Raw genomic sequence first — 11,874 nt, forward strand, 5'->3', positions numbered from 1 at the left:
CCGTCGTCCCGGCGGATGGCCGTGACAGGCCGCCCCTGCCCGACAACGCATAGACTGAGGTTGTGCCGCGTGTGAGGACATTGGTGGCGGTTGGCCTGCTCGCGGCGGTGGTCGTCGCGGCGTTCGTGCTGCCTGTGCCCAAGGCCGGGGAGTTGCGGTCGTGGGCGGAGGGGGCTGGGGCGGCGGCGCCGGTGTTGATGTTCCTGGCGTACGTGGTGGTGACGTTGGTGCCCATTCCGCGGACGGTGTTCTCGTTGGCGTCCGGGTTGTTGCTGGGGCCGGCGGTGGGGGTCTGCGTCGCGCTCGCCGCGACCGTGGTGAGCGGCTGGTTGAGCTTTGTGCTGGCGCGGTCCATCGGGCGGCGGATGGTGGCCCGGCATCTGGAGCACAAGACGGTCCGGAGCGTGGACGAACGGCTGACCAGTGGCGGGTGGATGGCGGTGGCGTCGATCCGGTTGATTCCGGTCGCGCCTTTCCTGCCGGTGAACTACGCGTGCGGGGTTTCCTCGGTGCGGACCTGGCCGTACCTGGTGGGGACGGTGGTGGGGAGCCTGCCGGGGACGATCGCGGTCGTCGTGCTGGGTGACACGTTGACCGGGAGTACGCCCCCGGCGTTGCTCGTGGTGTCCGCGGCGTGCGCGGTCGTCGGTCTCGCCGGACTGTGGTTCGCGTTCCGGCGACGGCGGTCAGTCGATCAGCGAGACGAGTTTGTCGAGTGACTTGCGCAGGTCGCCCTGCAGCGTTCTGCCCACGGCCGCGGAGATCGGGCCGAACATCCCCGGGCCGGTGAACTCCACGTCCAGCTCACCGGTCGCGCCGGTGGCCGCCGGCGTCAACTTCAGCTCCAGTGACGCCTTCACACCGGCTTTGCCCTCGCCGGACAACGCGATCCCGTTCGGTGGGTCGTACGAGATGACCGACCAGGTGATCCGGTTGCGCAGGCCCTTCACCGACACCACCGATGTCAGCACTGTGCCCTTCTTGATCTCGCTGGGCACGTCCCCTCGCCAGCCCTCGTGCAACGCGAGCCACTCACCGAACCTGTTGAGGTCGGAAGCGGTCGCCCACGCGGTCTGTGGGTCCACGGGCATCGAGGCGGTCACACTCACCTTGGCCACGGCGTCCTCCTTATGGTCGGAAGGACGGTACCGCCAAACAGCCGATCTCGCGCCCGCAAACAACCAGTGAACTAGCCCCTAACGCGAGTCAACCGAGCGTTCCACCATGCTGCCCGGTCAGGGGGCGCGGCGAACGCGAAAACCGGTGCGGGTGGCGTTCGCGGCACGGGCAGGTACCCGTCGACGGGTACGAACGGCGAAGCGACCACGTCACCGGCCAACAACGACGTGGTACCGAGGCCGCAGGCGTAGTCCAGCGACGGCAAAGCGCCCGCCAACGCCAACTGCGCGGCCAACCCGACGGACGTCTCCAACGCGGAGGACACCACGCACGGCAAGCCACACGCCGAGGCGACCTCCAGGGCCCGCCGGACACCGCCCAACGGGGTGCACTTGATCACCGCGATGTCCGCCGCGCCCGCGACCGCCACCTGCATCGGGTCCGAGGCGCGCCGGATCGACTCGTCCGCCGCGATCGGCACGTCCACCTGGCGCCGGACCGCGGCGAGCTCGTCCAGCGACCGGCACGGCTGCTCGACGTATTCCAGCCCGCCCGCCGCCTTGTCCAGCGCCCGGATCGACGACACCGCGGTCTCGACATCCCACACCGCGTTGGCGTCCACCCGGATCCGCCCGGACGGCCCCAGCGCGTCCCGGACCGCCTCGACCCGGGCGACGTCCTCGGCCAGGGCCGAGGGGTGGTCCGCGACCTTGATCTTCGCGGTCGAACAGCCCGAGCCCGCGGCGATCGCGTGTGCGCGCACCGGATCCACCGCGGGCACCGTGCAGTTCACTGGGATCCGGTCCCGAACCGGCGCGGGCCAGCCCACCGAGCTCTGCTCGACCGCCGTCGCCAACCAGGCCGCGGACTCGGCGTCCGAGTACTCGGTGAACGGGCAGAAGTCGCCCCAGCCCACCGGCCCACGGACCAGCACGCCCTCACGGACGGTGATGCCGCGGAACCGGGTCCGCATCGGGATCGAGTAGACCCAGGTGTCAGTCACCCAGAACCGACTCGATGGCCGCGATCACCTTCGGGTCGTCCGGTGTGGTCCGCGGCCGGAACCTCGCGACGACGTCACCCGCCGGGGACACCAGGAACTTCTCGAAGTTCCACTGCACGTCACCCGCGTCGCCCTCCTCGTCGGGCGTCTCGACGAGCGCCTGGTAGACCGGGTGCCGGTCCGCGCCGTTCACGTCGACCTTCTCCGTCATCGGGAACGTCACACCGTACGTGGTCGAGCAGAACGTCTGGATCTCCTCGGCGGTGCCCGGCTCCTGCCCGGCGAACTGGTTGGACGGCACGCCGATCACCGTGAAGCCGCGGTCGCCGTACTTCTGCTGCAACTCCTCCAACGCCGTGTACTGCGGGGTGAGCCCGCACTTCGACGCCACGTTGACGACGAGCGCGGCCCGGCCGGCCCGGATGTCCTGAAGCGTCGTCTCCTGACCGGCCAGGGTTTTGATCTCAGGCACCTGTGTTCTCCTCATGTTGATGTACGCCCAGGCTATCCCCGGGCGCACATCGGCACCGCGTGTCTGAAACCTCACATTGACCAGGTAGTCATCTCCTGGGCAGCAGCGACAGGTGCGCCGAGCCGGTCAACGCCGGCACGCCTCGCGGGCCGCCGCCGTCGGTGTACTGGGCGCTCACCACGACGTACAGGTTCTGACCGGGTGCCTGGTCGACCTTGAACGAACCGAAACAGCCGGTCAGGGTGTCCATCGGACGCAGTTGGGCGTCGTGGCCGAGTTGAGTCCGCACAGTCACCTTCGAGCAGTCGATCCGGCCGTCCTCGCGGTCGGTGACGTGCACTTCGAACGGGATGGTGTCGCCCCAGTCGAAGAACCCGCCCGCCTGCGGCGACACGATCCGCACGGCCGGCCGGGTGTTGCCGGGGGTGATCGTGGTCACCGCGACCCCGGTCAGCCCGGTGCGACGGCTCGTGACCGTGAGCCGGGCGTCGAACTGGCCTGGTGTCATGTACACGTGTGTCGGGTTGGCCTCGGTGGAGTCGACCGTGCCGTCGCCGTCGAAATCCCAGGCGTACGCGGGGTCCTCGCCGGTCGACCCCGCGCTGGAGAAGGCGACCGTCAACGGATACCGGCCGGAGTCGGTGCTGGCCGTGGCTTGTGCGGTCGGCCGCTTTCCGTTGGCCACGTAGTCGATCCGGTAGACGCCCGAGCCGTCGGCGCCGGAGTCGATCACGTACAGCGAGCCGTCCGGGCCGAAGTGCGCGGCGAACGGCTGGACCCACGGCATGGTCCCGAGGATCGGGTTGATCGACTGGAGGTCGCCGGCTTCGACCGCGGGGAACCGAGGATCCGCGAACGTCTGGTCGGCGCGCTGGAACGAGAACGTCCTGAAGTTCCGGCGGGTGGACTCGAACGTGAACCACTTCCCGTCGAAGTACGGCGGGAACTTGGTCACCAGCGGGTTCGCCGGGTCGTAGGCGTAGACCGGACCGGACATCGGCCCGCCGCCGCCCGTCCCCATCTCCGGGAACTCGGCCGACGCCGAGGACGCGTACCAGACCGTCGCCGGCTCGGCCGGCGGGAGGTTCGTCAATCCCGTGTTGTTCGGCGAGTCGTTGACCAGGTGCGCGCAGTCGAACTTCGGACCCGAGGTGCCGGTCGCGAAGTTGTAGTCGTTGAACGGGATGTTGTCGCCGACGCAGTACGGCCAGCCCTGGTTGCCGGCGTGGGTGACGCGGTTGTACTCGACTGTCCCTTCCGGACCGCGGTTCGGGTCGGCCGCCCGCGCGTCCGGCCCGTGGTCGCCGACCATCAGCGCGTCCGACACCGGGTCGACCGTGATCCGCAACGGGTTGCGCTGGCCCATGGTGTAGATCTCCGGCCGGGTCTTGTCCGTCCCTGGCGGGAACAGGTTGCCGGCCGGGATCGTGTACGTGCCGTCGGACTGAGGCGTGATGCGGAGGACCTTGCCGCGCAGGTCGTTCGTGTTGGCCGCGGTGCTCTGCGCGTCGAGGGAACGGTTGCCTGGCCGCTCGTCGAGCGGGGCGAAGCCGTCCGAGTGGAACGGGTCGGTGTTGTCGCCCGTGGCGATGTACAGGTTGCCGTGCTTGTCGAACGCGATCGAGCCGGCCATGTTCGAGTTCGCGCGGTTCTCGTCGCGGTACGTCGGGATCTCCAGCAGCCGCTTCTCCGACGCCGGGTCCACGACGTTGCCGGTGACGGTGAACCGGGACAGGTTCTCCCGTTTCTCGACCTTGTCCGAATACAACAGATACAACCAATGGTTGTGTGTGAAGTCGTTGTCCAGCGCGAGCCCCAACAACCCGTCGGACTGGCTCGTCATCTGCGGCGAGTACCGGAAGTCCAGCGCGGTCGACACCCGCAACGTGTCCCCCGCGACGATCTTCAACGCGCCGGTCCGCTGGATGAGGAACACCCGGCGGTCCGGGGCGACCGCCAGCTCGAACGGGTCGGCCAGGCCCTCGGTGACCAACGGGACCCGCTGGAACATGCCGTCCTTGGTCGCCGAGCAGTCACCGGCAACCGCGCCCGCCGACCACTGGATGCCGCCGAGCAGGTACTTGAGGTACAACGGATCGTTGTACCTTGCCGAGCCGTGCCCGATCATCGTGTACCAGGACCGGCCGCCGTCGTAGTTCTGGCACCAGGAGATCGGGTGATCCACGTCCGGGGTGACGCCCTGGATGCCGTCCCGCATCTTGATCTGCAGCAGGGTGTGCACCTTGCCGGTCGGGTTGACCTTCCAGTTGTACCACTCCTCGCCCGACAGCTCCCACAGGTCTGGCAGGTCCTTTGTGGAGGGATGGGCGTGGTCGAGGACCTTCGCCCGGCCCGGCTGGATCACCGGGTGGTTGTCGAAGATCGCGCCGGCGAGGCCCTCGTACCACTTCCAGTCCCGCTCGCTCGCGGTGGCGGCGTGGATGCCCGTCCAGCCGCCGCCGTGTTCGATGTACCGCTGGAACGCGGCCCGTTGGTCGTCGTCGAGCAGGTTGCCCGACTGTGGGGTGGAGTCGGTGTTGTTGAAGACGACCGCCTGGTATCTGGCCAGGTTGGCGTCGTTGAACGCGGTTGAGTCCTCGGTGAAGTCCGTGGCGAAGTTGTTCTGCTCGCCGAGCTTCTTGATCGCGGCGTTGCCGGCCGGGATCGACTCGTGCCGGACGAACGTCGTCTTGGAGAACACCAGGACGGAGAACCGCGGGGTCGCCGCAGCCGCCGGCACGCCGACCATGAGCAGGGCAGCACAGATCAACGCCCGAAGGCGTGTGGCAGTTGACATGTCCAGCCGTTACAGTGCCGCTGGTCCGGCGGCCTGCGCGGCCGCGACCGCCTGTGCCTTGCGCTCGCCCAGTTTGTCCGCCGGGTTCTGTTGCTGCGCTGCCATGCCACGCGCGGCCGCCTGGGGCGCCAGGTTCACGAACTGGCCGGAGGTCGTGCCACGGACCCGGTTGTTGGAGCCGGTGGGCGCCGGGTCGTTGCCGGTGCCGGCCAGGTTGCCGCGGATGATGGTGTTGCCCAACGTCACCCCGCCGGTGTTGCCGGACACGTCCAGGTTGCCGAAGAAGAAGCTGGCCTGGCCGCAGCCGGCGATCGGGCCGTCCGCGCCGATCTGCAACGTCCCCGGGTTGCCCGAGTACGAACTGTTGCCGTACACCTCGTTCGCGCAGAACACCGAGCCCTGCGGCGCCCCGGACACCGAGAAGTCCTTGTTCACCACCGAGTTCAGCAGATCCACATAGGCCACGTTGGCACCACTGAAGCTGCCGCTGAACGTGCTCGAGTCGGCGTACACGGCACCGACCGTGGAGGCGTAGTCGCCGTTCACGGTGACCCGGTTCAAGTACGTGTACGTAGGCCGTTCGGGGTGCTTGTCCGGTGACACCTTGACCGAGCCGGACGTGGTGCTGCCCATGAAGACGCCATAGCCGTCGGTGACGGTCAGCGTGCTGCCGAACGTGGTGCCCTGCGCGTCCAGGAAGCCGTTGTCCTGCACGGAGACCGCGCGCTGGAACGCGCCGCCGGTGATCACCAGGTTGGCGTCCGGCTCGACGGTCACGGTGCCGGTCACGATCGTGCCGTCGAGGACGCAGGACTTGCCGGCCGCGACTCTCAGGTCGCCCGGCACGGTCACCGCGCCGGCATCACCCTCGCAGAACGTGGTCAGGCCGGCGCTCGCGGGCACGACAACGCCCAAGGTCGCCCCGACGACGCACGCGGCCACCGCTAACACAGAACGAGCCTTCATGCGAAATACCTCCATTGACGGGTTCGGTCACTCAGCACTGGTGGCGGCGCCCAGCAGATCTCGGATTCGGCCAGTCACCCGCGCGAACTCCGGCTCGGCCATGGTCCGACCGTAGTCGCGTTCGGCCGGCAGGTCGACGGGGATCAACTCGTCGACCGTGCCGGGTCGGGGTGTCATGACCACCACTTGGTCCGCGAGGTACACGGCCTCGGGGATCGAGTGGGTGACCAGCAGGACTGTGGTCCCTGTCTCGCGCCAGATCCGGCGCAGTTCGACGTTCATCTGCTCACGGGTGAGCGCGTCCAACGCGCCGAACGGCTCGTCCATGAGCAGCACCGGCGGGCGGTGCAGCAGCGCGCGGCACAACGCCACCCGTTGCTGCATACCGCCGGAAAGCTCGTGCGGGTAGGCGTCCTCGAAGCCGGTCAGCCCGGTCATCGCGATCAGCTCGTCCGCACGTTCCCGGGCCGCGGCCGACGGCATGGCGCGCATCTCGGCCTGGAGCAGGATGTTCTTCCGGGCCGTGCGCCAGTCCAGCAGGGCGGCGCGTTGGAAGACGTAGCCGATGTCCCGGCGTGGCCCGCGGACCTCCGTCCCGAGCAGCCGGACCTGCCCGGTGGACGGCCGCAGCAGCCCGGACACCAGTTTGAGCAAAGTGGACTTGCCACAGCCGGACGGGCCGACGATGGCCACGAACTCCCCCGACCGAACGCTCAGCGAGACCTCGCGCAACGCCGTGACGTCCCGTTTCCTGCTGCGGAACCGAACCGCCACGTCCTGGATGTCGACCGTGGAATCCATCTGAACAGCCGCGGGCGCGGACATTCTCATCCCTTCGGCGCGAAGCTGACGTCCCAGTATGCCGACGGTTCCTGTGCCTTGTCGATCACGCCGGCGTCCGCGAACACCTGGATGGTCCTGCGCCAGTCGCCTTCGTCGTCGACACCAGGCGCTTTCCCTTGCGTGGCTTCGGTGTGCAGCAGCTTGACGGTCGCGTCGAACTGCTGCTTGACGACGGACGGCGACGGCAGTTGCTCGGAGGCACCTTTCATGGCGTCCACGGCCGCTTGGGGATCGCCCTGCGCGGCCGCCCATGCCTCGCTTGTCGCGGCGACCATGCGGGTGACCAGTTCCTTCTTGTCCGCCAGGTTCTTCTGCGCGGTCAGCAGGCCGTTAGCGTAGAAATTGAGACCGTAGTCGGCGAACTTCAGGTATGACACGGGTTTGCCGGCCTTCTCCTGGATGGTCGGGCCCTGGTCGGTGGCGAAGCCGAGCAGCGCGTCGGTCTGGCCGGCGATCGTCGCGGCCATCTTGCCGGCCGCGTCCAGGTTCTGCAGCTTGACGTCACTCGCCTGCAGGCCGTTGACCTTGAGGAACGCCGGGAACGTCTTACTCAGCGCGTCACCCGCGGTGCTCGCTACGGTCCTGCCCTTGAGGTCAGCGGGCGCCTTGATGTTCTTGTCGCTGAAGAACTGCACGGCCGACGGAGTGGTCTGTAGGAACACGCCGACGCTCTTCACCTTCATGCCCTGGCCGACACCGGCCAGCAGCGCCGGGGTGTCCGCCCAGCCGAAGTCGGTCTGGCCGGCGGCGGTCGCCTGGATGGTCTTCTGGGAGCCTTGGCCGGCCTGGATGGCCAGGTCGATCCCGTGCTTCTCGTAGATCCCCTTGGATTTGCCGTAGTAGAACGGCGCGTGTTCGCCGTACGGGTACCAGTTCAGCGTGAGCGTGACCTTGTCCAGCTGCTGGCCGCCCGAGCCGGTCGACTTCCCTCCGCCACCACCGCCGCATCCGGCGGCCAACAACAGCGCCATGGCTGGGACGAGCGCGCGGAACCTCATGGTGAACTCCCTCTTCACATGCTGGTCGTGGCGGCGTCGATGCGGCGGCTGGCGTGCCACGGGAGCACGAAGTACTCAAGCAGCTCGACCGCGGCGAACAGCAGCACGCCGAGCACGGACATGATGATCAGGCCGGCGAACAGCGTCGGCGTGTCGAAGTTCCCGTTCGCCTGCTGGATCACGAAACCGAGGCCCTCGTTGGCGCCGACGAACTCGCCGACCACCGCGCCGGTGACCGCGAGCGTCGCCGCGATCTTCAGGCCGGCGAACAAATGCGGCAGCGACGCCGGCAGCCGGATCTTGACGAACGTCTTCGCCGGACCGGCCCCCATGGTCGCGGACAGCTGCAACATCTCCGGGTCGATCGACTTCAGCCCGGTCACCATCGAGATCACCACCGGGAAGAACGCCATCAGCACGGCGATGACGATCTTCGGCGCGAGGTCGGTGCCGAGCCACACCACGAACAGCGGCGCGATCGCGATCTTCGGGATCACCTGCGCGAACAGCAACAGCGGGTAGAGCGTGCGCTCGATCGTCACCGAGGACACCATCAGCACGGCGGTCAGCACGCCGAGCGCGATCGCGATGACGAAGCCGGCGACCGTCTCCCACAGCGTGACCAGCGTGTTGTCCCAGAAATACCCCCATTTGTTCCCGATGATCGAGAAGGTGTCCCAGGGGGACGCGACGAGGTACGGCTCGACCCAGCCCGCGGCGGTGATCACCCACCACGCCACGAACAGCAGTGCCAGCAACGCGACCGGCCGCCACGCCTGGGCGGCGACCTTGGCGGCCCGCGCGCCTGGTCCGGGCCGTTCGCGCTCGGCGACCCCGGCCGGCGCGCTCCGTACCGCCATACTCCCCCGCCTTCCCTCGACAACGGAAGAAAGCGCTTACGTTCATGTACATGAACATTTGCGGGCAGTTCTGAAAGCGCTTTCAGAAAGCGCTTTCTGCGCTAGGTTAGACAGGCGCCAGCGACCGGTCAAGGACAGGAGATGGCCATCGGCGCGGTGTCCGCGTTGCGGGACAAGGACAGGCGGCGCTGTGAGCTTCGCCAGCCTAGACCTGGCAGCCCCGGATGTCCGGATCGGACTTGGAGTACTTCAGCAGGTCCTTGGTGACCAACGGGAAGTCGTCCTTCTTGCCGATCGCCCGGCCGAGGACCTTCTCGATCGCCGACGCCACCGTCTTGTTCAGAGTGGTGCCGACACCCGCGCCCGCGCTGAGCGTCAACGAGACGTTCTTGCACTTCACCATGCCCGCGTCGGAGCCGTTGGTGAGGCCGGCCGAGACGATCACCTTGGCGTACGGACCGGCGGCCGCCGCTGGCACACCCATGCCGATCATGATCCGGTACTGGAAGGCCGCGACGATCCCGTTGATCCCGATCGAGACGCCCTGCAGGGACTTCAGCATGTCGTCCTTCTCGGTGACCGTGGGCACCACCACGTTCGTGCCGTCGAAGCCGAGCGGGCCGCTGAAGGTCCACGAGCCGAGGGCGGTCATGTTGGCGTTCTTCTCGCTCAGCCCGGTGGTCACCAGGAACGTGAACTTCTGGCTGATCACGAACGGGAAGCCGCCCGCGATCACCTGCTGGTTGAGCTCGATCGGCACCTCGATCTTCACCTTCTTGTTGTCCGAGGTGCCGTTCGCGCTGCCCGCGGCCACGCTCAGGCTCATCAGTTTGAGGCCGTCGATCATGAACTTCGAGTTCTGGGTGATCTGGCCGTCGTGGAAGCCGAGGCGCATGCTCCGCTGCAGGTTCTCGATCCGCAGTTTCAGGCCGAGCTTGAGTTTCAGGCCCTGGGTCGGGGTGACGCCGACATCGAGGCCGACGTTGGTCATCAGGCCGTTCTTGTCCAGGAACGGCTTCACCACCCAGTCCCCGATGGTCTTCTCCAACGCGCCCAGCGTGGGCGGCGGCATCGGGGTGCCACCGGTCCGCAGCCGCAGCGGCGGTGTCCGAACCACGAAGCCGTCCGGCGTCTCCGACGTCTCCGTCGACGGCTCGGCCGGTTCCGTCGGCTCGTTGGTCGCGCTGGGGTTCTCCGTCGCGCTCGGGTCGGCACCACCCTGGGTCGACTCGGGGACGCTCACCGCGCCCGGGGCGTCCGGGATCTCCTGGTAGGTCAGGCCGTCGGTGGACAGCGGGCCGTCGGCCTCGATCTCGCCGTCGCGGATCACCTCGGACAGTTGGACCGGCGCGAGGGTGACCACCCGGTCGGCGCCGGCCCCCTCGACCTTCACCACCCGGCCGGCCGCCCGTGAGGTCGCCAGCATGATCTTGCCGGGCTGCAGGTCGCCGACACCTTGGGCGTTGCCGTCCACGGTCCACGTCAGGCCGTCCGACCCCGCTGACCGGATGGCCTTGGGGCCGCCGTCGACCACCACGACGTCCGGTTGGTACGTGACCTTGGCATCCTTCGGTCCGTTGCCGAACTGGGCCACCGGCTGGTCGGCCACGGGAACCGGCTGGCCGCCCGAGCCGCCGCCGTCGGACGAACCGCACGCCGTCAGCAAGGCGACCACGGCCGCGGCGGCCACAGCTGAGCGCATCCTGGTGAGAGCCATGCGCCGAATGGTCGACGGGAGATACCCCCATCCAGAAGAGACGCCGGTCCCGCCCGGCCGGGAAAATGTCCCGTAAGGGTGTTATGTGGCTGCCGGGGTCCTGTGGGAGTTCCAGGCGGAGAACCCGGCCAGCTCGGCCTCCTCGACCGAGACGAACGTCAGGTCGCCCTTGAGCCGGTTGTAGTACGGCGAGTCCGAGGTGTGGTAACGCATCGACTTCCTGGTCGCCTTGATCACCGCCGGCTCCTCGTCGTCCTCGTCCTCATCGACTTCGTCGTCGGTGACGTCCTCGGGGATGTCCAGGAGCTCCACGGGGATGTCCGGCACCGGTTTCCGCTTGCGCAGGACCAGCACGGTGACGACCACGCCGGCGAGGAACGAGCCAAGGCACAGCAGGTACGTCTGGGCGGCAAGCCACAACAACGTGGGTCACTCCTTGGGTCGGGTCTGGTCGATGACGGTGGTGGCGCCGAGGAACCGGCGGAGAACCGTGACGATCGCGGAGCGGACGGCGGCGTCCGGCACGACACCGGTGATGGTCACCTGGCCGGCCTCGACCGCGATAGTCAGGTCCGACCGCTGCTGGGTGACCACCGCGACCATGGCCTCCGCGGCGGTCGTGGTGATCGGGAAGTCGGTGTCCGGGACGGTCCTGGTCTGGTCGACGACCGGATGGCCGTTCGCGTGCGGCTTGAGACTGTCCACGAAAGCCCGCCGCCACTCGTCCTTCCCGGTGGCGCCGGACACCACGACCTGGCCGCCCTGGAACACCAGCCGCATCGGCCGCAGCACCGGATCCACCGTGGCGACCGTGCGCACCCCCGGCGCCTTCGCCGCGGCCAGGCGCGCCTCGGGCAACCGTTCCATCTGCAGGCCGCCGATGGTCACGTCCCGGCCGTACACCTGAACCACCGCACCGGGAACAACGGCCTGGACACCGTCCCTGATGTCCCCCTCGATACCGCTTGTCTGAATCGTGAGGCCGATCGCGGTGACCGCCGCCGGCACCGATCCGACAGCCCAGAACCACCAGCGGGGAAACCTCGACATGGCCGACGTTCCTACCGGCCACGCGGTCCGGACACCAACCTGGCCGCGC

The 11,874-nt window shown here is 68.2% G+C and carries 12 protein-coding genes; 1 reads left to right on the forward strand and 11 read right to left on the reverse strand.

Going from position 1 to position 11,874, the window contains the following annotated elements; genetic code table 11:
• Nucleotides 1-62 precede the first annotated feature (62 nt).
• Nucleotides 63-719: a TVP38/TMEM64 family protein gene (locus tag EV192_RS52445; RefSeq protein WP_132126334.1), complete on the forward strand. Its 657-nt coding sequence runs from the start codon at nucleotides 63-65 to the stop codon at nucleotides 717-719.
• Here EV192_RS52445 and EV192_RS52450 read toward each other — a convergent pair.
• From EV192_RS52450 to EV192_RS52500, 11 genes are all read right to left on the reverse strand, one after another.
• Nucleotides 687-1,118, reverse strand: a complete 432-nt coding sequence (locus EV192_RS52450; RefSeq protein WP_207926982.1) for a type II toxin-antitoxin system Rv0910 family toxin — start codon at nucleotides 1,116-1,118, stop codon at nucleotides 687-689. The two genes, EV192_RS52445 and EV192_RS52450, sit on opposite strands and share 33 nt — an antisense overlap.
• Before the next feature lie 71 nt (nucleotides 1,119-1,189).
• On the reverse strand, nucleotides 1,190-2,122 hold the full coding sequence (locus tag EV192_RS52455; protein WP_279496406.1) for an o-succinylbenzoate synthase: 933 nt from the start codon (nucleotides 2,120-2,122) through the stop codon (nucleotides 1,190-1,192).
• The gene (locus EV192_RS52460) at nucleotides 2,115-2,609 is read right to left on the reverse strand and encodes a glutathione peroxidase (protein ID WP_132126335.1); all 495 of its coding nucleotides are present in this window, start codon (nucleotides 2,607-2,609) and stop codon (nucleotides 2,115-2,117) included. The genes EV192_RS52455 and EV192_RS52460 overlap by 8 nt, the downstream gene beginning before the upstream one ends.
• 73 nt (nucleotides 2,610-2,682) lie before the next feature.
• A complete protein-coding gene (locus tag EV192_RS52465; protein ID WP_132126336.1) occupies nucleotides 2,683-5,391 on the reverse strand; it encodes a ThuA domain-containing protein in 2,709 nt (902 codons plus the stop codon).
• Nucleotides 5,392-5,400: 9 nt separating this feature from the next.
• Nucleotides 5,401-6,357, reverse strand: coding sequence for a hypothetical protein (locus EV192_RS52470; protein ID WP_132126337.1), 957 nt, complete (start codon nucleotides 6,355-6,357; stop codon nucleotides 5,401-5,403).
• A 27-nt stretch (nucleotides 6,358-6,384) separates the two neighbouring features.
• Entirely contained in the window at nucleotides 6,385-7,182 is a 798-nt protein-coding gene (locus EV192_RS52475) for an ABC transporter ATP-binding protein (RefSeq protein ID WP_243727641.1), read from the reverse strand.
• A 2-nt stretch (nucleotides 7,183-7,184) separates the two neighbouring features.
• Complete coding sequence (locus EV192_RS52480; RefSeq protein ID WP_132126339.1) at nucleotides 7,185-8,198, reverse strand: ABC transporter substrate-binding protein; 1,014 nt, start codon at nucleotides 8,196-8,198, stop codon at nucleotides 7,185-7,187.
• A gap of 14 nt (nucleotides 8,199-8,212) precedes the next feature.
• The gene (locus tag EV192_RS52485) at nucleotides 8,213-9,058 is read right to left on the reverse strand and encodes an ABC transporter permease (RefSeq protein ID WP_132126340.1); all 846 of its coding nucleotides are present in this window, start codon (nucleotides 9,056-9,058) and stop codon (nucleotides 8,213-8,215) included.
• 205 nt (nucleotides 9,059-9,263) lie between these two features.
• Nucleotides 9,264-10,775: a hypothetical protein gene (locus tag EV192_RS52490; RefSeq protein WP_132126341.1), complete on the reverse strand. Its 1,512-nt coding sequence runs from the start codon at nucleotides 10,773-10,775 to the stop codon at nucleotides 9,264-9,266.
• 81 nt (nucleotides 10,776-10,856) lie between these two features.
• Nucleotides 10,857-11,198, reverse strand: a complete 342-nt coding sequence (locus EV192_RS52495; RefSeq protein WP_132126342.1) for a sunset domain-containing protein — start codon at nucleotides 11,196-11,198, stop codon at nucleotides 10,857-10,859.
• A gap of 6 nt (nucleotides 11,199-11,204) precedes the next feature.
• Nucleotides 11,205-11,825, reverse strand: coding sequence for a BON domain-containing protein (locus EV192_RS52500; RefSeq protein WP_132126343.1), 621 nt, complete (start codon nucleotides 11,823-11,825; stop codon nucleotides 11,205-11,207).
• Between the last annotated feature and the right edge of the window lie 49 nt (nucleotides 11,826-11,874).

The sequence above is a fragment of the Actinocrispum wychmicini genome, from assembly GCF_004345645.1.
Classification (GTDB): Bacteria; Actinomycetota; Actinomycetes; order Mycobacteriales; family Pseudonocardiaceae; genus Kibdelosporangium; species Kibdelosporangium wychmicini.

Bases quoted from the DNA above. Each gene is read 5' to 3' on its own strand.
- EV192_RS52470 (WP_132126337.1), bottom strand. From the start codon at position 6,357: ATGAAGGCTCGTTCTGTGTTAGCGGTGGCCGCGTGCGTCGTCGGGGCG.
- EV192_RS52465 (WP_132126336.1), bottom strand. From the start codon at position 5,391: ATGTCAACTGCCACACGCCTTCGGGCGTTGATCTGTGCTGCCCTGCTC.
- EV192_RS52490 (WP_132126341.1), bottom strand. From the start codon at position 10,775: ATGGCTCTCACCAGGATGCGCTCAGCTGTGGCCGCCGCGGCCGTGGTC.
- EV192_RS52460 (WP_132126335.1), bottom strand. From the start codon at position 2,609: ATGAGGAGAACACAGGTGCCTGAGATCAAAACCCTGGCCGGTCAGGAG.
- EV192_RS52480 (WP_132126339.1), bottom strand. From the start codon at position 8,198: ATGAGGTTCCGCGCGCTCGTCCCAGCCATGGCGCTGTTGTTGGCCGCC.
- EV192_RS52485 (WP_132126340.1), bottom strand. From the start codon at position 9,058: ATGGCGGTACGGAGCGCGCCGGCCGGGGTCGCCGAGCGCGAACGGCCC.
- EV192_RS52500 (WP_132126343.1), bottom strand. From the start codon at position 11,825: ATGTCGAGGTTTCCCCGCTGGTGGTTCTGGGCTGTCGGATCGGTGCCG.
- EV192_RS52475 (WP_243727641.1), bottom strand. From the start codon at position 7,182: ATGTCCGCGCCCGCGGCTGTTCAGATGGATTCCACGGTCGACATCCAG.